At 62.4% G+C, this 20,675-nt stretch carries 23 protein-coding genes and 1 tRNA gene; 10 read left to right on the forward strand and 14 right to left on the reverse strand.

Annotation, left to right across the window (positions count from 1 at the left end; all coding sequences use genetic code 11):
- The first annotated feature begins 92 nt into the window (after positions 1–92).
- The gene (locus K3724_RS13955) at positions 93–1,985 is read left to right on the forward strand and encodes a cation:proton antiporter (RefSeq protein ID WP_259986132.1); all 1,893 of its coding nucleotides are present in this window, start codon (positions 93–95) and stop codon (positions 1,983–1,985) included.
- Between the two features lie 53 nt (positions 1,986–2,038).
- Here K3724_RS13955 and cobT read toward each other — a convergent pair whose 3' ends face one another.
- On the reverse strand, positions 2,039–3,055 hold the full coding sequence (gene cobT, locus K3724_RS13960) for a nicotinate-nucleotide--dimethylbenzimidazole phosphoribosyltransferase (RefSeq protein WP_259986134.1): 1,017 nt from the start codon (positions 3,053–3,055) through the stop codon (positions 2,039–2,041).
- 101 nt (positions 3,056–3,156) lie between these two features.
- On the opposite strand from cobT, the gene cobS reads away from it, so the two are divergent.
- Positions 3,157–3,915: an adenosylcobinamide-GDP ribazoletransferase gene (cobS, locus tag K3724_RS13965; protein ID WP_259986137.1), complete on the forward strand. Its 759-nt coding sequence runs from the start codon at positions 3,157–3,159 to the stop codon at positions 3,913–3,915.
- A 72-nt stretch (positions 3,916–3,987) separates the two neighbouring features.
- On the opposite strand, the gene K3724_RS13970 is transcribed toward cobS, so the two are convergent.
- From K3724_RS13970 to K3724_RS13990, 5 genes are all read right to left on the reverse strand, one after another.
- The gene (locus tag K3724_RS13970) at positions 3,988–4,500 is read right to left on the reverse strand and encodes a CarD family transcriptional regulator (protein ID WP_024090807.1); all 513 of its coding nucleotides are present in this window, start codon (positions 4,498–4,500) and stop codon (positions 3,988–3,990) included.
- A gap of 301 nt (positions 4,501–4,801) precedes the next feature.
- On the reverse strand, positions 4,802–5,140 hold the full coding sequence (gene fdxA, locus K3724_RS13975; RefSeq protein WP_024090808.1) for a ferredoxin FdxA: 339 nt from the start codon (positions 5,138–5,140) through the stop codon (positions 4,802–4,804).
- 62 nt (positions 5,141–5,202) lie between these two features.
- Positions 5,203–5,577, reverse strand: a complete 375-nt coding sequence (locus tag K3724_RS13980; protein ID WP_259986142.1) for an RNA-binding S4 domain-containing protein — start codon at positions 5,575–5,577, stop codon at positions 5,203–5,205.
- A gap of 7 nt (positions 5,578–5,584) precedes the next feature.
- Positions 5,585–8,536: a helicase-related protein gene (locus K3724_RS13985; RefSeq protein WP_259986144.1), complete on the reverse strand. Its 2,952-nt coding sequence runs from the start codon at positions 8,534–8,536 to the stop codon at positions 5,585–5,587.
- A 26-nt stretch (positions 8,537–8,562) separates the two neighbouring features.
- Positions 8,563–9,129 (reverse strand): tetratricopeptide repeat protein, encoded by a 567-nt coding sequence (locus K3724_RS13990; protein WP_259986145.1) that lies wholly within the window; start codon positions 9,127–9,129, stop codon positions 8,563–8,565.
- Positions 9,130–9,230: 101 nt separating this feature from the next.
- Between K3724_RS13990 and K3724_RS13995 the strand changes: the two genes are divergently transcribed.
- From K3724_RS13995 to K3724_RS14015, 5 genes are all read left to right on the forward strand, one after another.
- A complete protein-coding gene (locus K3724_RS13995; protein ID WP_259986146.1) occupies positions 9,231–9,521 on the forward strand; it encodes an SCP2 sterol-binding domain-containing protein in 291 nt (96 codons plus the stop codon).
- Complete coding sequence (locus K3724_RS14000) at positions 9,521–10,483, forward strand: alpha/beta fold hydrolase (RefSeq protein WP_259986147.1); 963 nt, start codon at positions 9,521–9,523, stop codon at positions 10,481–10,483. The genes K3724_RS13995 and K3724_RS14000 overlap by 1 nt, the downstream gene beginning before the upstream one ends.
- Positions 10,484–10,634: 151 nt before the next feature.
- The gene (locus K3724_RS14005) at positions 10,635–12,455 is read left to right on the forward strand and encodes a M3 family oligoendopeptidase (RefSeq protein WP_259986149.1); all 1,821 of its coding nucleotides are present in this window, start codon (positions 10,635–10,637) and stop codon (positions 12,453–12,455) included.
- Positions 12,455–12,928 (forward strand): GNAT family N-acetyltransferase, encoded by a 474-nt coding sequence (locus K3724_RS14010; protein ID WP_259986151.1) that lies wholly within the window; start codon positions 12,455–12,457, stop codon positions 12,926–12,928. Before K3724_RS14005 ends, K3724_RS14010 begins: the two co-directional genes overlap by 1 nt.
- A 111-nt stretch (positions 12,929–13,039) precedes the next feature.
- On the forward strand, positions 13,040–13,516 hold the full coding sequence (locus K3724_RS14015) for a DUF995 domain-containing protein (protein ID WP_259986153.1): 477 nt from the start codon (positions 13,040–13,042) through the stop codon (positions 13,514–13,516).
- A 12-nt stretch (positions 13,517–13,528) separates the two neighbouring features.
- Here K3724_RS14015 and K3724_RS14020 read toward each other — a convergent pair whose 3' ends face one another.
- The 3 genes from K3724_RS14020 to K3724_RS14030 all read right to left on the reverse strand — a co-directional run bounded on the left by K3724_RS14020 (position 13,529) and on the right by K3724_RS14030 (position 16,399).
- Positions 13,529–13,798 carry a DksA/TraR family C4-type zinc finger protein gene (locus K3724_RS14020; RefSeq protein WP_027259667.1) on the reverse strand — a complete coding sequence of 90 codons (270 nt, stop codon included), beginning with the start codon at positions 13,796–13,798 and terminating at the stop codon, positions 13,529–13,531.
- Between the two features lie 517 nt (positions 13,799–14,315).
- Positions 14,316–15,212 carry an RNA polymerase sigma factor RpoH gene (gene rpoH / locus K3724_RS14025; RefSeq protein ID WP_259986155.1) on the reverse strand — a complete coding sequence of 299 codons (897 nt, stop codon included), beginning with the start codon at positions 15,210–15,212 and terminating at the stop codon, positions 14,316–14,318.
- A 161-nt stretch (positions 15,213–15,373) separates the two neighbouring features.
- Complete coding sequence (locus K3724_RS14030; protein WP_259986157.1) at positions 15,374–16,399, reverse strand: RluA family pseudouridine synthase; 1,026 nt, start codon at positions 16,397–16,399, stop codon at positions 15,374–15,376.
- Here K3724_RS14030 and K3724_RS14035 point away from each other — a divergent pair.
- Positions 16,398–16,703: a DUF6476 family protein gene (locus K3724_RS14035; RefSeq protein WP_259986158.1), complete on the forward strand. Its 306-nt coding sequence runs from the start codon at positions 16,398–16,400 to the stop codon at positions 16,701–16,703. The two genes, K3724_RS14030 and K3724_RS14035, sit on opposite strands and share 2 nt — an antisense overlap.
- A 10-nt stretch (positions 16,704–16,713) precedes the next feature.
- On the opposite strand, the gene K3724_RS14040 is transcribed toward K3724_RS14035, so the two are convergent.
- The gene (locus K3724_RS14040; protein ID WP_129371557.1) at positions 16,714–17,295 is read right to left on the reverse strand and encodes a hypothetical protein; all 582 of its coding nucleotides are present in this window, start codon (positions 17,293–17,295) and stop codon (positions 16,714–16,716) included.
- A 155-nt stretch (positions 17,296–17,450) separates the two neighbouring features.
- On the opposite strand from K3724_RS14040, the gene K3724_RS14045 reads away from it, so the two are divergent.
- Positions 17,451–17,810, forward strand: a complete 360-nt coding sequence (locus K3724_RS14045) for a hypothetical protein (RefSeq protein WP_259986161.1) — start codon at positions 17,451–17,453, stop codon at positions 17,808–17,810.
- Between the two features lie 350 nt (positions 17,811–18,160).
- Here K3724_RS14045 and K3724_RS14050 read toward each other — a convergent pair.
- Positions 18,161–18,237, reverse strand: a tRNA-His gene (locus tag K3724_RS14050).
- Positions 18,238–18,408: 171 nt separating this feature from the next.
- Positions 18,409–18,915, reverse strand: a complete 507-nt coding sequence (locus K3724_RS14055; protein WP_259986163.1) for a GNAT family N-acetyltransferase — start codon at positions 18,913–18,915, stop codon at positions 18,409–18,411.
- Between the two features lie 89 nt (positions 18,916–19,004).
- Between K3724_RS14055 and K3724_RS14060 the strand changes: the two genes are divergently transcribed.
- Entirely contained in the window at positions 19,005–19,190 is a 186-nt protein-coding gene (locus K3724_RS14060; protein ID WP_044008416.1) for a DUF6324 family protein, read from the forward strand.
- 170 nt (positions 19,191–19,360) lie between these two features.
- Here K3724_RS14060 and K3724_RS14065 read toward each other — a convergent pair whose 3' ends face one another.
- Both K3724_RS14065 and K3724_RS14070 read right to left on the reverse strand, forming a co-directional pair.
- Positions 19,361–19,855, reverse strand: a complete 495-nt coding sequence (locus tag K3724_RS14065) for an MmcB family DNA repair protein (RefSeq protein ID WP_259986165.1) — start codon at positions 19,853–19,855, stop codon at positions 19,361–19,363.
- 350 nt (positions 19,856–20,205) lie between these two features.
- Entirely contained in the window at positions 20,206–20,535 is a 330-nt protein-coding gene (locus tag K3724_RS14070) for a hypothetical protein (protein ID WP_259986166.1), read from the reverse strand.
- Positions 20,536–20,675 lie beyond the last annotated feature (140 nt).

The following is a 20,675-nucleotide window of genomic DNA, read 5'->3' on the forward strand; positions in this document are numbered from 1 at the left end:
ACTGCTGCTGGCAGGCACCGGATTGCCGTAACAGACCACCGCGGCCGGCAAAGCCATTGCCAAGGCACCGGCAGGCGCGCGATACCTGAAATATGGAAGAGTTTTTTTACCAAGCAACCATTTATCTGGGCGCCGCAGTCATTGCGGTGCCTCTGGCTGCGCGCCTTGGGCTTGGCTCGGTTCTGGGGTACCTGGCCGCGGGCATTGCCATCGGCCCGATCTTTGGCCTGACCGGCACCGAAACCGAGGATTTGCGCCACTTCGCCGAGTTCGGCGTGGTGATGATGCTGTTTCTGATCGGGCTGGAGCTGGAACCGCGCGCCCTCTGGGCCATGCGGGATAAGCTGATCGGCTTAGGCGGCATGCAGGTCACGGCCTCAACCGCTGTTCTGATGGGCGCAGCCATGGCCGCGGGCGAACCCTGGCATGTCAGCCTGGCGGTCGGGCTGGCGCTGTCGCTGTCTTCCACGGCGATTGTTCTGCAGACGCTGTCGGAAAAGGGGCTGATGCGCACCGGCGGCGGCCGTTCTGCGTTTTCGGTGCTGCTGACCCAGGATATCGCGGTGATCCCGATCCTCGCTTTCCTGCCGCTGCTGGGCAGCTATGCGATCCCCCAGTTTGCCTCCGATGGCTCCATCATCCGGGATGGCGCAGACGGCCATGGCGGCGGTCACGGGTCGCTGTCGCTGGTGGATGGTTTGCCCGGCTGGGCGGTGGCGCTGGTCACCCTGGCCGCCATCGCCTTTATCATCCTGGCGGGTATTTACCTGACGCGGCCGCTGTTCCGGTTCATTCACGCCTCCAACCTGCGTGAAATGTACACAGCCCTGGCGCTGATGATTGTGGTTAGCATCTCCTTCCTGATGACACTGGTCGGCCTGTCCCCGGCGCTTGGCGCTTTTCTGGCCGGGGTGGTGCTGGCCAACTCCGAATTCCGGCACGAGATGGAAAGCGACCTTAACCCCTTCAAGGGGCTGCTTTTGGGGCTGTTCTTCATCACCGTCGGCGCCGGCATCAACTATCGCCAGTTTCTGGCCGACCCTGGCGATCTGATCGGTCTGGCGCTCTTGGTGATCTTTGCCAAGGGGGCGGTGCTGTTTGCCGTCGGCCGTGCCTTTGGCCTGCGCCGCCGCCGCTTGTGGCTGTTCACCCTCAGCCTGGCCCAGGCCGGCGAGTTCGGCTTTGTGCTGCTGGCTTTTTCCACCCAGCTGAACGTGATTCCGGCGGCGCTTTCAGAAAAGCTTTTGCTGGTGATTGCCTTGTCGATGCTGATCACCCCGCTGTTGTTCATCGCTTATGACCTTTTGTCAAAACGCATGGGTGACGCCCGGCAGGAGCATGAACCCGACGAGATTGACGAGGAAGGGCCGGTGATCATCGCGGGCATCGGCCGTTTCGGCCAGATCGTCAACCGGCTGGTGCAGGCCAGCGGTTTCAAAACCGTGGTGCTGGACCATGATATGGAGGCGGTGCAGCTGATGCGCCGTTTCGGGGTCAAAAGCTTCCTTGGCGACCCGACCCGGCCGGAACTGCTGAAAGCCGCCGGCATTGCCAAGGCCAAGGTTTTTGTGGTGGCGCTGGATGACCCGGAAGGCGTGGTCAAGATGGTGACCTATGTGCGCCGGGCCTATCCGGAGCTGCACATCATCGCCCGCGCCAAGGACCGCAACCATGTTTATGAGCTGTACAAAGCCGGCGCTGATGACATCGTGCGCGAGATGTTCGACAGCTCGGTGCGTGCAGGCCGCTATGTGCTGGAGAACGTCGGCCTAAGCGAATATGAGGCCGCGCAGGCGGCGCAGACCTTTTATGCGCATGACCGTGCCAACCTGCGCGACCTTGCCCAGCACTGGATCCCTGGCGTGCCCGCCAGCCAGAACCCGGCCTATATAGACCGCGCCCGGGAGCTGGAGAAAGCCATCGAAAGCGCAATTTTTGAGATGGCCGAACGCAAACGAAAAAAGTCCACCAAAGCCGCCGAATGACCAAAGGCCCGGGGTGAATCCGGGCCTTGCGGAAAAGATCTGGACGGGGCTGTTCAGCCGTCCGTCACCCCCGCCTCGGCAAAGGTCGCCATGCCGCTGTGGCAGGCGACGGCGCCTTTCAGCACTTGGATCGCCAGCGCCGCGCCGGAGGCCTCGCCCAGACGCAGGCCCAGCGACAACAGCGGCTGCTTGCCCAGCTTCGCCAGCAGCGCCGGATGCGCCCCCTCGGCGCTTTGATGGCCGGCCACTGCGTGGTCCAGCGCACCGTCTGCGGTTTGCATCAGGCAGGCCGCTGCAGCGCAGCAGATAAATCCGTCCAGGATCACCGGGATATGCAGCACGCGCGCGGCAGCAATGGCGCCCGCCATGGCAGCAATTTCGCGTCCGCCCAGGCAGGCCAGCGCATCCAGCCCATCGTTGACCCTGCCCTGATGCAGTGCAACGCCTTCGGCCACCACGCGGATTTTATTCGCAAGCCCCGCCTCATCCACACCGGTGCCGCGCCCGGTCCAATCCGCCGCCTCGCCGCCGAACAGCGCACAGGCCAGGGCGGCGGCAGGGGTGGTATTGCCGATGCCCATTTCGCCGACCACCAGCAGGTCAGCGCTTGGGTCCACCGCCTCCCAGCCGGTTTGCAGCGCAGCCAGCAGGTCAATCTGGTTCATCGCGGGCCCTTGGGTAAAATCGGCGGTCGGGCGCTCCAGCTCCAGCGCATGCACGTCCATGCGGGCGCCGGCCAGCCTGGCCAGCTGGTTGATGGCCGCGCCGCCGTGTTCGAAGTTGATCACCATCTGGGCGGTGACTTCCGGCGGAAAGGCCGAGACGCCCTGTGCCGTCACGCCGTGGTTACCGGCAAAGACGATCACCTGCGGTGCGGTGATTTCCGGCCTATCGCTGCCGCGCCAGCCGCCGTACCAGATGGCCAGCTCCTCCAACCGGCCCAAGGCACCGGGCGGCTTGGTCAGCTGGGTGTTGCGCGCAGCCGCACCGTCCAATGCGGCCTGGTCCTGCGCGGGCGCACTGGCCAGTGCGGCGCGAAAATCATCAAGAGAGGAAAGCTGTGGCAGCATGTGAAAGCCTCGTTGCATCTGGGCGCGGGACGCGGATAAAGCGGATGGCAATCTGTTTAACGGCTGACGGCAGTGCCGCAAGCCCCGCAATAGGCCCGTAAATGCGAAAAAACGACATCCAGGCAAATGACATCCTGCTGGCGCTGGTTCTGCTGACCCGGCTGCCCTTGCCCCATCTGCCTGCGACGGCTTTTCAGCGGCAGGCCAAGGCGGTCTGGGCGTTTCCGCTGGCCGGGCTTGCCGTCAGCCTGCCGGCGGCGTTGGTTGCATCTTTTGCATTGCACATGAACCTGCCCGCCGCGGTCGCCGCGGGACTGGCGCTGGCGGTTCAGGTGATGCTGTCAGGCGCCATGCATGAGGACGGGCTGGCCGATACTGCCGACGGGCTGTGGGGCGGGTTCACCCGGGACCGGCGGCTGGAGATTATGAAGGACAGCCGCATCGGCGCCTATGGCGTGATTGCCCTGATCCTTGGGTTCGGCCTGCGCTGGAGCGCCCTGGCGGCGCTGATCGCCGCAGCAGGCGCCTGGCCGCTGCTGGCCTTGGCAATGCTGAGCCGGGCAGTAATGCCGGCGCTGATGCTGGCACTGCCAAACGCGCGCGCCGCCGGACTGTCGCAAACCGTGGGCCGTCCCCGCGCCCTGCCCTGTTTTCTGGCAGCCCTGCTGGCCATTGTCCTGTCGCTGCCGCTGATTGGCGCTGCGGCGTGGCCTGCGGCCTTGGCCATGGGTGCGTCTGCCCTGGGTTTGGGGGCGCTGGCCAAGGCCAGGATCGGCGGCCAGACCGGGGACATTCTGGGGGCAGCCCAGCAAATCGCCGAGATTGCCGGCCTGCTCACGCTTCTCGCACTCTGCAGCTGAGCCGGACCGTCGCATGAAAAAGGCCGCGCCCACGAGGGGCACGGCCTTTCAATGACTGACTATTGCAGATGCTTATGCTGCAACGCGGGAGGTCAGAACCTCATCCACCTGCTTGGCGGCCGCAATCTCGTCGTTGCCGGATACTGCTGCAACTTCGCGGGTCAGGCGCTCAAGGGCTGCCTCATACAACTGGCGCTCGGAGTAGCTTTGTTCGCGCTGGTCGTCGGTGCGATGCAGGTCGCGCACCACTTCGGCGATCGAGATCAGGTCGCCGGAGTTGATCTTTTGCTCATATTCCTGGGCGCGGCGCGACCACATGGCGCGTTTGACCTTGGCCTTGCCCTTCAGCGTTTTCATCGCTTGGGCAATCACGTCCGGCGAGCTGAGCGAGCGCATCCCCACCTCGGTTGCCTTGTTGGTCGGCACCCGCAGGGTCATCTTGTCTTTTTCAAAGGTGATCACGAAAAGCTCCAGCGCAAAGCCGGCCACTTCCTGCTCCTCGATCGAGATGATCTGGCCCACGCCATGCGCCGGGTAGACAACATACTCATTAGGGCGGAATTCGAGCTTCTTCGATTTGGTCATACAGGTTATTCCTTACTCATAGCCGGGCGGCTCCGGCATTTTAGCGAACAAAATGCCCGGCCCCGGTCAGTTTGATTTGACCAGCCCCCAGGACATTTTATCCGCAGAAATACCGCCCAATCTGCGCACCACTGCTGGCGTGCGCCAGGGGCGGACTCCGATTGTTTATGTCTTTTGCCCTTTAAGCATACCACAAAAAAGGGCCGCCCGAAAGGCGGCCTGCAGATCAGGGTCCGTTAAAACCCCATGCGATGCGGCGGTTTCCCGCAAATTTGCGGCATCGCCCCTATCAGGCAGAGAATCAGCCGCCTTCGCCGGGCGCTTCGGAGAAATACTTCTCCATCTTGCCCTCTTCGCCGTCGCGTTCCTCGTAGCCCGGCATCGGGTCTTTCTTGGAGACGATGACCGGCCACAGTTCAGAGTATTTGCGGTTGAACTCGACCCATTTGTCCATGTCCGGCTCGGTATCCGGGCGGATTGCATCTGCTGGGCATTCCGGTTCGCAAACGCCGCAATCGATGCATTCGTCGGGGTGGATCACCAAGGTGTTCTCGCCCTCGTAAAAGCAATCCACCGGGCATACCTCGACACAGTCGGTGTATTTGCAGGCGATGCAGTTTTCCGTCACGACATAGGTCATAATACCGAGTCCCGTTTTCCGTTTGCGCCTAGCTAATCCAGACCGGCGACGGCTTCAAGCCGTCAAAGGGTATCCTGCTTGCGAGTAAGATCAAGCGCTCTGCGGGCTTTTTTGTCCGGCCGGCCTTTTCCTTCGAACCTGGGATTGGCCGGAATTTTTTCCTGCTTTTCCGTCATATCGAAGTACAGTGCCTGGGCTTCGGGCGCGGGGCCGCGGCGTTCGCCGATGGCCTCGACCCGCACCACGCGGATCACTTTGGCCTGGGCAAAGGTCAGAACGTCACCCGGGGTGACGTTCTGAGCCGGTTTCAAGGTCTTGGTGCCGTTGAGACGCACATGGCCCGCGCTGACCTGTTTTGCAGCCAGGCTGCGGGTTTTGAAAAACCGCGCATGCCATAGCCACTTGTCGATGCGGATCTTGGGCGCGCCCTCGGTCATGGCAGGATCAGTCGCCCTGTTTCAGCCCCATCAGCGCGGCGGCAAAGGGGTTGTCGGGGTCGATCTGCTTTTCCTTCCTGGCAGGGCGCGCGGAATAGGTCTTGGCGCCCTGATCCTGACGCGGACCGCCCTTGCGGCCCGGTTTGCCGCGCGGGCCGCCTTCGCGGTCGCCGCCTTTGGCGCCGCGCGGTTTGCCCTTGCCTGCCGGCTTGCCGTCGCCCTGCGGACGGCGGTTCTGCTGGCGCTGGCCGCCCTGGCGTCCGCCCCGGTTGCCGCCCCAGGTGAAAGTGAAGAAGACTTCCATTTCCGGTTCGGCAGCAGCATCCGCTTCAGCAGCCGCTTCGGGCTTGGCTTCTGCACTATCTTCCGCAGGTGCCGTGTCTTGTGCAGGTGCCGTGTCTTCAGCAGGTGAGGCCTCGGCCTCAGCGGCGGGAGCTTCGGCAGCGGCGTCTTCAGCGGGTGCTGCATCCGCAGCTTCAACAGCCGGCTCTTCCGTTGCAGGTGCCGCGTCACCAGCTGCTTCAGCAGGCTTGGCTTCTGCATCTTCAGCAGGTTTCGCTTCCGCTTCCGCCGCAACCGGCTTCACCTTCTGGCGCTCGCCCTTTTCGGCCTTGTAACCCAGACCCTGCATCAGGTCGGCGAACTGCTCCAGCGTCATGCCGGTGATCGACAGCATGTCAGCCTTGGCTTCAAAGCCGCCGCGGCTGTCTTCGCCGCGCAGCATGTCGGCCAGGCGTTCCAGCATGTCGATGCGGATCATCCGTTCACCCGCCGCGCGGTAGCCGGACATGGTGTCATAGCCGTCGGGCGCGTCCTTGGCGGAGGGCACCGTGACCAGACCGGGAGGCGGCGATTCGGGGAAATCCTGCAGACCGTTGGCCAGCGACCACAGCACCAGCCGCAGACGGGTCGGCGCGGGCTTCAGCAAGAGCGGCATGAAAATGGTGAACTGGCCGAAACGGATGCCATGCTTGCGCAGCGCGCCGCGGGCGTCCTGGTCCAGGTCCTTCACCTCTTGCGCGATGCTTGCACGCGGCAGCACGCCAAGGTTTTCGACCATGCGGAACGCAAAACCACGGGCCAAGCCGGTCAGCTCTTCGTCCTTTTGCAAGGCCAGCAGCGGCTCAAACAGCGCGTTGATCTTGCGGGTGATGAAATGCAGCAGGCGGCGTTCCACCTTCTGGGCGACATCCGGTCCGGCGGACTCGTCCACAAAGACCTCGATCTGCGGGGTCAGCGCGTCGGCGCCGGCAACCAGTTTGCCCACCGCATGTTCGCCCCACATCAGGCCGCCCTGTTCGGTGTAATCGATCTCGGTATCGGGCGCGTTATAGAACCGGTCCGCACGCAGATGGAATTGCGGCGCCAGCGCCTGCAGCGAGGCCGCCTTCAAGGCCTTGGCCTCGGCACCCTGCGCGCTTTTGTCCGGGCTGAACCGGAACCCCTCGAGACGGCCGACGAATTCGCCTTCAACCGTCACTTCACCCTTGTCATTCACTTCGGCCAAAAGGGCCTCCTTCTGTTTGAGCCGGCGCAGCAGCACAGACGTGCGCCGGTCCACAAATCTTTGCGTCAAGCGCTCGTGCAGAGCATCTGACAACCTGTCTTCTACAGCGCGCGTCTCTCCGCGCCAATGGCTTTCGTCACGCAGCCAGCCATTCCTTTGCGCGACATAAGTCCACGTGCGGATAAATGCCAGCCGCTTGGACAATGTGTCGATGTTGCCGTCGGTGCGGTCAATTCGCTTTATCTGGCGGGCCATCCAGTCGTCCGGCACCACGCCGCCGCCCTGCAGATGTTCAAAAATCACCCCCAGAAGCGAGGCATGTTCGGCGTGGGAGATGCCGCGGAAATCGGGAATCCGGCAGATATCCCACAACAGTTTCACCGATTGCGCGTTGGTGGTGCGCGAGATCACGGCGGATTCGCGCGACAGCATTTTCAGCGCGCCCAGGTCATCCGCCTCGCGCGCTTTGATCAGGTTTTCGTCCGAAGGGCTTGATTCGAGCGAGTGGATCAGCGCCTCAACCGTGCCGAACTGCAGATCCGCAGACCGCCAGTTCAGCTTTTTCAGCGGCGTGAACTGGTGGTTCATGATCGCAGACGCCGTGCCCTCGTCCAGGGGCCGCGCATCGCCGGTCACACCAAAGGTGCCATGGCTCATCCCGCGGCCTGCACGGCCGGCGATCTGCGCCAGCTCATTCGGGGCCAGCTCGCGCATCCGGCGGCCGTCGAATTTGCGGGTCGAAGAAAACGCCACATGGTCGATATCCAGGTTCAGCCCCATGCCGATGGCATCAGTGGCGACCAGGTAATCCACCTCGCCGTTCTGATACAGCTCCACCTGGGCATTGCGTGTGCGGGGGCTAAGCGCCCCCATCACCACCGCCGCGCCGCCCTTCTGGCGGCGGATCAGCTCGGCAATCGCATAGACATTATCAACCGAAAACCCGACAATTGCAGTGCGCGGCGGCATCCGGCTTATCTTTTTCGAACCTGCATAGACAAGATCCGACAGCCGCTCGCGGCGGTGGAACTCCACCCCGGGCACCAGCGCCGAAATCGGCCCCCGCATGGTGTCGGCGCCCAGGAAAAGTGTCTCCAGCGTGCCGCGGGCGCGCAGCAGGCGGTTGGTAAAGACATGGCCGCGCTCGGGATCGGCACAAAGCTGAATCTCGTCGATCGCCAGGAAGTCGCAGCCCATGCCCTCGGGCATCGCCTCCACCGTGCAGATCCAGTATTTCGCGCGCGGCGGCACGATGCGTTCCTCGCCGGTGACCAGCGCCACCACCGACGGCCCGCGCGCCGCCACCACCTTGTCATAGACCTCGCGCGCCAGAAGCCGCAGCGGAAAGCCCATGACGCCGGTGCGGTAGCCCAGCATCCGTTCAATGGCGTAATGGGTTTTGCCGGTATTGGTCGGGCCCAGAACGGCCACGATCCGCGATGCGCTTGCCATTGCTTCAGCCCCCGCCCCGATGGGGCTTACAGTTCCCGGCCCTCGGCCAAGGGCGCCAATCGTTCGAGGGCGCTGCTTACGTCCTCGTGGTGCGGATGTATAGCCTTGGCCCGCTGATAGGCCTGATAGGCGCGTTCAGGATTGCGGAATTGCTCGAACAGGGCGCCCAGCGCGTAGATCGCGTTGTAATCCATCGGGTTCAGCGCCAGCGCGCGTTCCAGATCCGCCACCGAAGGCCCGTAAAGCCCCAGCGCGAAATAGACGCGGGCCCGTTCGTACCAGCCGCGGGCAAATTCCGGCGCATGATCGGTCAGCGCGGTCAGATGTTCCGCTGCCTGCTGCAAATCGCCGCGCTCCAGCGCGTCGGTGCCGCGCCGCAGCAGCAGATCCATCGCAGGCGAGCCGCTTTTGGCCCAAAGCGCCTGCAGCTCGCGGTCGATGGCCGCAGCCTCGGAGAGTTCCGACACGGCCAGATCCTGCAGCAGCGCATCGGCGGAATGCTGCTGTGCCGCGCCGGCCCCAGGCAAGGAATACGTGACTGTGACTGCCGTTGCCGCCACGATAGCTTTGAGCTTTGGGAGATTTGCCAGCATGATGCCCCCAGTGTAATCCAGCGCGCGGCAAATTCCAGTATTGGATGCAAATGCTTCACAGATTTGTGCTATGAAGCGCGCAAAACAGATTGAGGACGGACATGAGCGATACCCTGGCACAAGCGGCAGAGACCCTGAACAGCAAACTGGACGCAGGCGAATTTGACGCCTCCGCAAAATTCGAGATTGAGGGGCTGGGCTCCATCGTGCTTGACGGCGCAGGCGCCCGCGTCAGCGACGAAGACACCGATGTCACCATGAAAGCCGACGCCGACACGTTCCAGTCGATCCTTGAGGGTGACCTTAACCCCACCGCTGCCTTCATGTCCGGCAAGCTGACCATCGATGGTGACATGGGCACCGCGATGAAGCTGGCCTCGGCCCTGTCCTGATGGACGGCGCCCCGGTGGAGCCGCAGTCCGCCCCCCTGTTTGCGGATATCGCGCAGGGGCCTGCGGGCGGTGCGGCCCATTGGGTGCACACCTCGGACGGCCTGCGTATCCGCGCGGGCCACTGGCGACCGGAAGGAGCGGCAAAGGGCACGGTCCTGCTGTTCCCCGGCCGTACTGAATACATCGAAAAATACGGGCTGGCCGCGGCGGAATTTGCGGATCGCGGATTTGCTACCCTCACCGTGGACTGGCGCGGTCAGGGGCTGGCGGACCGGACCCTGGCTGAGCGCCGCCTGGGCCATGTCGAAGACTTCAGCGATTTCCAGAAGGACGTGCAGGCGCTGACTGGGCTGGCCGAGCAGCTGGATCTGCCGAAACCCTGGTTTCTGGTCGGCCACTCCATGGGCGGCGCCATCGGATTGCGCGCGCTGATGCAGGGGCTGAAGGTCAACGCCTGCTGTTTTACCGGCCCGATGTGGGGCATCCAGATCCCACCGCTGCTGCGCCCCTTGGCCAGTTTTCTAAGCGGCGTTGCGCCGTTTTTGCGGCTGGACAAATTGCTGCTGCCGACCACGGCGCTGGAACAATATGTGCAGATCACGCCGTTCGAGGGCAACACTCTGACCACTGATCCGGACATGTACCGGATGATGCATGCCCAACTGGCTGCACAGCCCGATCTGGCGCTTGGCGGCCCCACCGTCCAATGGCTGCGCGTCAGCCTGCAGGACTGCGCCTGGCTGGCCGGGCAGCCCTCGCCTGCCCTGCCCTGCATCACCTTTGCTGGCTCGGAGGAGCAGATCGTCGACACCAAGGCCATCCACGACCGGATGGCGCGCTGGCCAGACGGCGAGCTGGACCTGATCAAGGGTGCCCAGCACGAGGTACTGATGGAAACCCCGGAAATCCGCGCGCATGTGTTTTCCAGCATGTGCCGCCTGTTTGAACAGTACCGCGGCTGATCGCCCGGCGTTGCGCCGTGCCTTTACCCGCCCCTTACCAGCTTTCGTTAAACTCCCGGTGATCTGCAGATGATCAACGCCCGCCTGCTTGTGATCCCGCAAGCCGCCGCTTAGATGTTGGGTCAACGAATTCCTCATGACAGGAGCCCCCATGTTCCAGCTTCCCTTCCCCGTTCACGACGCAAACGCCTCAGCCGGTTCCGGCGGTCTTGGCAATCTGCCGGAATGGGACCTCAGCGATCTTTACACGTCTGAAGACGCCCCCGAACTGGCCCGCGATCTGGGCTGGCTGGAGCAGGAATGCGCCGCTTTTGCTGCCGATTACGAGGGCAAGCTGGCCGGTCTGGACGCCGCCGGCCTGCTGGAATGTGTTGAGCGCAACGAGAAAATCAACAATATCGCCGGCCGCATCATGTCCTTTGCCGGCCTGCGCTATTACCAGCTGACCACCGATGCCGACCGCGCTGCCTTTTTGTCGGACTGCCAGGAAAAGGTGACGGTGGCCACCACGCCGCTGGTGTTCTTCACGCTGGAGCTGAACCGTATTGAAGACGGCGTGATGCAGGCGCATCTGGCCGCCAATGCGGAGCTTGCCCGCTATGCCAGCGTGTTCCGCCGCATCCGGGCGATGAAGCCCTACCAGCTGTCGGACGAGCTGGAACGCTTCATGCATGACCTCGGCATTGTCGGCGATGCCTGGGAGAAGCTGTTTGATGAGACCATCGCCGGTTTGCAATTCACCGTCGATGGCGAAGAGCTGACCATTGAGGGCACCCTGAACCTGCTGACCGACCCGGACCGTGCCAAACGCGAGGCGGCGGCGCGGGAGCTGGCCGCCGTCTTTGCCGAAAACGTCAAGACCTTTGCCCGTGTCCACAACACCCAAGCCAAGGAAAAGGAAATCATCGACCGCTGGCGCGGCATGCCCAGCGCCCAGACCGGCCGCCACCTGTCAAATGATGTGGAGCCTGAGGTGGTTGAGGCCCTGCGCGCGGCTGTGGTTGCCGCCTATCCCAAGCTGAGCCACCGCTATTATGAGCTGAAGCGCAAATGGCTAGGTCTGGACGTGATGCAGGTCTGGGACCGCAACGCGCCGCTGCCGCTGGAAGACCCCCGCACCATCAGCTGGGAGCAGGCGGAAAAGACGGTGATGGACGCCTATAATGCATTCGATCCGCGCATGGGTGAAATCGCCGCGCCGTTCTTCTCGGACGGCTGGATCGACGCGGGCGTGAAGCCCGGCAAGGCGCCGGGCGCCTTTGCCCACCCCACCGTCACCAATGTGCACCCCTATGTGATGCTGAACTACCTGGGCAAACCGCGCGACGTGATGACCCTGGCGCATGAGCTGGGCCACGGCGTGCACCAGGTGCTGGCGGCGGAACAGGGCGAGATGCTGTCCTCCACCCCGCTGACGCTGGCGGAAACCGCAAGCGTGTTTGGCGAAATGCTGACTTTCCGCAAGATGCTGGACGGGGCCGAGACCAAGGAGCAGCGCAAGGTGCTGCTGGCAGGCAAGGTCGAGGACATGATCAACACGGTTGTGCGCCAAATCGCGTTCTATGACTTTGAATGCAAACTGCACGCCGCCCGCGCCGAGGGCGAGCTGACGCCGGATGACATCAACGCCATCTGGATGTCGGTGCAGGCGGAATCACTGGGCGACGCCTATGAATACATGGACGGCTACGAGACGTTTTGGGCCTATATCCCGCATTTCGTGCACTCGCCGTTCTATGTCTACGCCTATGCCTTTGGCGACGGGCTGGTGAACGCGCTTTACTCGGTCTACGCGAGCGGCGCCGAAGGGTTCGAGGACAAGTATTTCGAGATGCTCAAGGCAGGCGGCTCCAAACACCATAAGGAGCTGCTGGCGCCCTTCGGCCTGGATGCCACAGATCCCGAATTCTGGGACAAGGGCCTGTCGATGATCTCCGGCTTCATTGACGAACTGGAAGCTATGGAGGGGTGATGCGCCTCAGCCTGCGACCGGTGCCGCGAAACGAATTTGATCTGGTCTCCCATATTCAGGTGGAGCCGGATCAGGTGCGATACTCCGGCACTGTGGCGCAGGCGTTTGAAGAAAATGAGGACGGCGTGGATTTTCACGCCATCCTTGACGGCTCCCAAGTGGTCGGGTTCTTCAAGATCGACCGGCTGTATCACGAAACCTACAGCTTTGCCGGGCCGGATGAGCTGGGTCTGCGCGCCTTCATGATTGATCGCGCTGAGCAAGGCAAAGGCTATGCCACGGCTGCCGTTGCCGCGCTGGGACCCTATCTGGCCGCGCAGTATCCGGCGCGGCGTGCGGTGGTGCTGACCGTCAATATGCAGAATTTCGGCGCCATCCGCTGTTACCGCAAGGGCGGTTTTGCAGACACCGGCGGCATCTATCCCCACGGCATCGCAGGCCCGCAGCACATTCTGCGAATGGGGTTCGGATAGATCCTAAGCGGTACACCAGCCCCACTCCCTTTTGCGTGCAATTGAACACCACCTAGGGGGAATTTTTAGAATACAGATTCAATGTGTGGTAAACTAAGCCGGTTAACCAGTATGGGAGTTGTTACCATGGCACCGCTTTCAAAGCTCACTGCGCTCGTAATTGCTGCGGCCCTGACCGCCACCAGTGCTATAGCTGCCGGCCCGGACCGCAAGAAACCCGTCAGCGGTCAAACCATTGCCGAATTATATTCTGGAAAAACCTGGACCTGGACCAAGGGAGGCTCCTACTGGGGACCGGACGGCAGCTTTCAGGCTGTTTGGGAAGACAGCGTTGGCCTCGGAAAGTGGTATGCGACGTCCAAGGGCAACCTTTGCTATGAAGCGACCTGGTATAATCAAAAGGGGGATCCCGGCGGACAGCATAACGAATGCTTCCGGCATGTTGCCGACAGCGAAGGGCAATTGTGGAAATACAGCGAAAAGGACAAATCCTGGTACAAGCCGAAAAAAGAATTCGCAGAACGCATCAAGCCTGGCAACAAGATTGCCTCTCAAGTCCGCAAGCTGCGCCGAAAATACGGCATCTGATCGCTGCGCGCCCTACTTCAACTGGCTGTCCTTCGAGCCGCGCCGGTTGAAGCCCCCGCGCGCCTGATGCGCGCCGTCGCGCTCCTGCTGGCAGTCAATGCACAGCTTCACGCCAGGAATGGCGACACGGCGTTTCTCGGGGATCACCTCCTCGCATTCCGCGCAATGGGTCAGGCTTTCGCCCACCGGACGCCGCACCGCTTTCAGCCGCGCCAGCTCATCATTGATCGACGCTTCAATCTGCTCATTCACCGCGCCGTCCTGCGCCCAGCCGCCTGCCATGGTCCTTCCTCCTGTGCCAGAGGGGCTGAATGTAAGGCCGCGCAGGCGCTCTGCCTAGGGCTGCCTGAAAGCAATTCCCGAGCAAATCTATCAACTATTTGATTTCATTGCATTTTCTGTTGACCTGCAGCGCAGGCACGGCTAAACAGAATACAGAAATTGCACGCAAGCCAGAATCACCAGGCCGCAAGCAGCCAGCACTCCAGCCATCCCCCGGGACAGCCAGACCGCAAGCAACGCCAGCAACCAGAGTGATTTCAGCCAGCCACGCGCATGTCTGCCAGCCAGCGTTTCTACCAGCCTCCCATTCAGCCGCGCACCCAGCATTTTGCCAGGCCCGTGCTAGACAGGTTTTACAGCCAGCTTCCGCCAGCTTTTCAGGTCAGTCTTTCTGACCCAATGTTTCGCGCGCGAAACATTCCGGCAGGACTGCTGCCGTAAAGCCAGCATCATTGTCAGTTGACAAAAAAAGGCGGCGCCAAGCACCGCCTTTACAGTCTGCTGCCGGGCGCTGGGATCAGGCGCCGGTCAGCATTCCTTTTTCGCTCGCCAGATCGCGCATCTTTTTCTGCAGCTTTTCAAACGCCCGCACTTCAATCTGACGGATCCGCTCGCGGCTGACCTTGTACTGCGTGCTCAGCTCCTCCAGGGTCACCGCCTGATCCATCAGGCGGCGCTGGGTCAGAATGTCCTTCTCGCGGTCGTTAAGCACATCCAGTGCCGCAGTCAGCAACTCCCGGCGCGCCTCCAGCTCATCTCGGGCCTCGTAATCGCCGGCCTGGTCGGCATCTTCGTCTTCCAGCCAATCCTGCCATTGCATCGTGCCTTCGCCTTCGGAACCGACGGTGGCATTAAGCGACGCATCACCGCCCGACATGCGGCGGTTCATCGAGATCACCTCGTCCTCGGTCACGCCAAGGTCGGTTGCGATCCGCTTGACATTCTCGGGCCGCAGATCGCCATCTTCCAGCGCACCGATGCGGGCCTTGGCCTTGCGCAGGTTGAAGAACAGTTTTTTCTGCGCCGAAGTGGTTCCCAGTTTGACCATAGACCAGGACCGCAGGACATATTCCTGGATCGACGCGCGGATCCACCACATCGCATAAGTCGCCAGCCGGAAACCTTTTTCCGGATCGAATTTCTTAACCGCCTGCATCAGGCCTACATTCGCCTCGGAGATCACTTCGGCCTGCGGCAGGCCATAGCCGCGGTAGCCCATGGCAATCTTGGCCGCGAGCCGCAGATGGGAGGTTACCATCTTGTGCGCGGACTTTGCGTCCTGCTCCTCGACCCAGCGCTTGGCCAGCATGTATTCCTCTTCCGGCTCCAGCAGTGGAAACTTGCGGATTTCCTGGAGATACCGGTTCAGACCGCCTTCGGGCGTCGGGGCAGGCAGGTTTGCATAATTCGCCATATAAAGTGTCCCTCCCAAAATGTATAAGGACTTAACATTAGCGCATATGTGTTAGCGCCAAATCCTTTTCAAGGACCGCTTAAGGAATTGTTGTATGTTAACCCGCCGGAATGCGTCTGTGAATTGCATCACAGGCGTGAACACGCTTATTTGCCGGCAATTTACTGGCGCAACGCCGCCAGCAATTCCGCCATATCCTGCGGCAGCGGCGCCTCAAACCTGAGCGGTGCGCCCGTCACCGGGTGATTGAATCCCAAGACAGCGGCGTGAAGCGCCTGGCGCGGAAACTGCTGGACGGCCGCATGCGCGGCTTCGCTCAAGGCCTTGGCCGCCAGTTTGCGGCGCCCGCCATAGGTGGGATCCCCCACCAGCCCGTGACCGGCGTGGGCCATATGCACCCGGATCTGATGGGTGCGTCCGGTTTCCAGCCAGCATTCAACCAGCGCCGCGCAGGCCGGGTTGCCGAAACCCTCGCAGATGCGGGCCCGGGTCACCGCATGGCGGCCGCCCTGGAACAGCACCGCCTGGCGCTGCCGGTCAGTTTTGTGGCGGGCCAGCTGGGTGGTGAGCTTGAGGATATTGCCCGGCTCGAAGCTGGCCCCTTTGACGCCGCGCAGCCGCGGGTCGTTGCCATCCGGCACGCCATAGCAGACCGCCTGATAATAGCGCTCCACCGTGTGTTTTTCGAATTGCACGGCCAGCCCCTGGTGGGCGGCGTCGGATTTGGCCACAACCAGCAGGCCGCTGGTCTCCTTGTCGATCCGGTGCACGATGCCAGGGCGCTTGACGCCGCCTACGCCCGACAGGTTGCCGCCGAAATGATGCAGCAGCGCATTGACCAAAGTGCCTGAGGGGGAGCCCGGCGCCGGATGCACCACCATGCCGGAGGGCTTATTGATGACGATCAGGTCATCGTCCTCAAAGACAATCTCCAGCGGGATGTCCTCGGGGCCGATATGGCTGTCTTCTGCCTCCTCCACGGTGATCGCGATCTGCGCGCCGGCCTCAACCTTGGCCTTGGCGTCCTGCACCACGGCGCCGTCCACCGTCAGCGCGCCCTCTTCGATCAGACGGGCCAGACGGGTGCGCGACAAAGACGCCTCCTCTGGCACATCGCGCGAAACCGCTTTATCAAGCCGCTTAGGCGGGTTTTCCGCGATGACAAATTCAATCCGGCGGCTGCCCATGACTGATCCTTCCGAGACCGAAATCCAAACGGAGCCGCCGCAGATCCGGTTCCTGCGGCGGCTGGTGACCACGCTGACCGTGGTGATGATTGGCGGGCTTGTAGTGATAATCTCGCTGCTTGTCATCCGCTTGCAGGCAGGCGATGCGCCGCTGCCCGCAGAAATCGCCCTGCCCGACGGGATAAAGGCCGAGGCTGTCACACTGGGACGCGGCTGGATAGCTGTGGTCAGCCAGGACAACCGCATCCTGATTTTCGACCGCGAGTCCGGTGCGCTGCGCCAGGAAGTGCGGATCAAGGACTAACCCCGCGGGGTCAGGACCTGAGCAAAACCTTGTTGGAATCGATTGCCGCGGCAATCTGGGCGTATTGCGCCTGCCGCTCCTGCGCGGATTCCGCGCTGCGCAGCAGGACCGTGCCTGCGTCTTCGAATATGCGCACGGCTTCCCGGTTCACTGCAGCCTGCGCGGACGGTCTGACAGGCGTCAGCGGCCGGGTGGTGCGTTCAGCCGGGTTTGCGGAACTGGTGACACTGACCCTGCTGCGCCCCGGATCGCTGTTCTGGCGGGCCAGCCGCTTGAGCCGGGCCGAGGTGTCTTGCAGCACATCGCGCACCTCGTCGTAATCAGTGCCCGCCGGAATACCATCTGCAGCCGCTTCCAGCCGTTCAGAGAGGCAATCGACCTGAAGCGCCGAATCACCGGTGGCGCGGCAAAAGGCCTTGGCGGCCGACAGGGTGCCCAGCAGCTCGGTCAGAAAGGCAGCCGAACCGAATTCTCCGGCCGGAACCACGACTGTATAGGTCAGGGGTCCGGCGCCCTGTGCCAGTGCAGGTGCTGCGGCCAGACCCAGGCAGGAAACCCCTGCGGTCAAGCTCTTGGCGGCTGTCTTAAACATATCGTTACCCTCGCATATCCCCGAAAAACCACGCATAGCGGTGCGGCAGCTGCGCGGCATCTCGCCGGAACATCGCCGCTGCAGCGCCGCCGTGTTGCCTGGCGCCCGGGCCTTCATTAACCTTAAGATGTTCCAAAGCATAAGGTTGTTTTATCATGTACACCAGTATCTTGCGGGCAGCGGCATTGATTATCCCCCTGTCTTTTGCCGCACAGCCCGTATTTGCCCAGACCGCGGACGCCGCATTGAACGAAGCCAAGCGGCGCGTGGCCTGCGGTGCCGGTGTTCCGGTCTCCGCCACCTATCTGGCAAACGGCACGCTGCAGGTGACCTGCCAGGCACAGGGCGCCGAGGCCGTGGCCCAGGCCGCCGCAAGCGGCCTGCCGGAAACCGGACTGTCCGCCGGAGCCGCCGCCGGAGCGGTTGCAGGGGTGCTGTTCCTGGTTCTGATCGCCGATGACGATAATGGCACATCCACCACAACAACGACCACGACCACCAGCACAACCGATTGAGGCCAGGTCCCTTTTGTCCGTTCTGCTTGAGCACATCCATTGCCTGCTCCAGCAGAACGGCATGCACCGGCCGGCACAGCGCCACTGCTTTAGCCTGCCCCGCGTGCAGAAGATCAAAGGACCGCGCAAAATTGCGCGGCCAAAAGGCTAATCCCCCAAAAAAGCACCACAACCGCAGTCCCGGCTGTTGGCGCCCGACGGGAGGCGTGAACAAGCCGGCCGTTCAGCGGCCAGGGAAACCTGGGCTGGTGGCGGGAACCCGCAATAGAATGATGAGACTGCAAAAGCCGTGCCCGTCAGAAACGCCGGGCTGCTGCCGCAACTGATATTTCTCAAGGTGTTTGATTGAGTGGTACCACCTCCCCGGCTCGAACGGGGGACCTCCTGATCCACAATCAGGCGCTCTAACCTACTGAGCTAAGGCGGCACTGTGGGGTCATTTATAGCACGTCCTGGAGGCGTGCAAGAGGTTTTTTTGCCTTTCCGCTGCAGAAACCCGCCCCTTCTGATTGCCCGGCTCAACGGTCCGGACCCGCCATGACAGGCGGCTGAAAATTATCCGCAACCGTTTGCAATCATGCGCAATTTTACGCTGCACTTAGGGCGCTTTGCCGTCCGAAACCGGAAAAGACAACCGCCAGGTTTGCTCCACCAGATCCTGGCCATAGCTGTGCACCGGATGGCTGTCCGTCAGCTGCCAGCCGAAAGCCCGGTAAAGCGCGCAAGCGGTCTGGTGGCTTTCATGGGTTTTCAGCATCATGCCCCGGTACCCGGCTGCACGGGCAAACTCCATGCATTCCCGCAGCAGCCGCTTGCCCAGCCCCTTGCCGCGCGCCGCAGGCGTCAGCAGGAACAGCCGCAGCTGCGCTGTGTCGGCATCCTTTTTCATGCAAAACACCGATCCCAGCCGCTCGCCGCCGCTTTCCGCCAACCAGCCGCGTTCGCACGCCGGATCGTGGTCTGCGCAGAAACTGTGCAGAATATCGGCGACCAGCGGTCCGAAAGTTTCATCAAACCCGGCCTCGCGGGCGTAAAGATCCTGGTGGCGGGCCGCCAGCCAGTGCATGTCGGAAGGAGCGAATCGGCGCAGGGTCACATCCATCATGCAAACAGCATAGCGCAAAGCCGGCTTGCGTTTCAGCCTGCCCCGGGCTAGCACCAGCTGCAATCCGCTGACCGGCATTGGAGTGTGCAATGAGTATCAACACCGAACGCGATATTGAGGCAAACATGCAAATCGGTCCGACCGATCAGGGTATGGTGCGGATTTTCATTGATACCGGCAGCGTTGAAATCCCGATGGACTTTGACCCGGAAGAAGCCGAGGAGATTGCCGAAGAGATCCGCGCCGCTGCACAAGCCGCGCGCAGCGTCAAGTAACGCAGTCTTTCCGGCACTCCGCACCCGCCCTTCCGCGCTGCGCCCGATTGCCGGGCAAAGCGGCGCAACAAGCGCCGGCAGCGTGCCGCAGGCTCGCTGCCGGGCCCAAGGCCGCCAAGGGGTTCCGGCGCAGCCGGGGCACCTGCGGGCGCGGGAGCAGCCGCTAGCGCTCAATCCTGCTGCTCTTGATCTCCTGCCCCATCTCCTGCCCCGCCCAGCAGCTGCCCGTCCCGGCCCGGGCGCGGGTCACGCAGGGCCTGCAGGCGGCGGGCGGAATCCATCGCGAACTTCTGGATCAGTTTTTTGCGGCGCGCTGGCGGCAGTTTGCCCTCCGGCGCCATGCGGATGATTTCGGCATCATACGGGTCTCCAATAATCAGCCCGGTGCCGTCCGGCAGCAGTTCGGTTGGAAACGCCAGGTCCACCGCCCAGAAAAAGCGGTCGCACCACTCCAAATAACCCTCCCACTTGCTGTCGGACTGGAAATCAGCGCGGCTGGACTTACACTCGACCACCCACAGCTCCCCCTTGGCGCCCAGCGCCATCACATCGACGCGCAAGCCGCGGGCCGGCACAAACTCCTCCAGCGGCGCATAGCCCAGCGAGCGCAGATAGCGCGACACCCCGCGTGCAAGTTTCTGTCCAGGCTGCAGATCATTCATCATACAGGCGAATGTGAACAATCAGGGAACAAGTTGCAATCCTGCGGTTTTATCCGGAAACAACCCGCCAGCACTGCGTTCCCCTTGTAACAGCGGGCCGGGCAGACTACTTACGGCATTGGCGGGTTCTGCCCTTCTTGTGACAGGCAGCATTCCAGTGGCCTTAAGCAATTCCACGGGAGCTGGCTCTGTTCGGACCCTGGTCCGTTTACCTGGCGCCCACCTGTACAAACAGGTCCCCGGGAATCAAAGCCGCACGGTTGATTGGTGGTCCCGCCGCATTTCCCCTTACCGCCAAAGAAAAACCGCGCCTTCCGGATGGAAAGCGCGGGCGGATTGCGTTTTGCAATGCTTCAGCGGCGGCTGCGCAGCTGACGCTCACGCTGGGACGGCTCGTCAGCCGGTACACGCACCGGCTGGAATTCATTAACCACCGGAGTGCCGCGGCGGGGCCCGCCATCCTTTTCGGCCATGGCCATCACCGCCCAGGCAAACTGCACACCGGCAAAGACGATGCCATGCATGAACCACAACAGGAACACCGCCAAGAGGCCCGCGTCAGATGTGAAAACCAGCCCCCAAAGGTTCATCACGTTGAACCAAAGCAGCATCGCCACAAATACGGCAGCAATGCAGAAGCCGATCACGACGTTGCGGATATACATCTTCACCAGTTCAGGCATCTGAGTCCTCCAGATATGCAATAGGAGGTTATCAGTCTTTGCAGCGCCGTCCAGCGCTTCCGGAAAAATGAGCGGAATATGCCGCACCCTTTGCGATTGGCAATCTCCCAAAGAAAAAGGCGCACCCTGCAGCGCGCCCT

It is taken from the genome of Leisingera sp. M658 (assembly GCF_025144145.1).
Lineage (GTDB): Bacteria > Pseudomonadota > Alphaproteobacteria > Rhodobacterales > Rhodobacteraceae > Leisingera.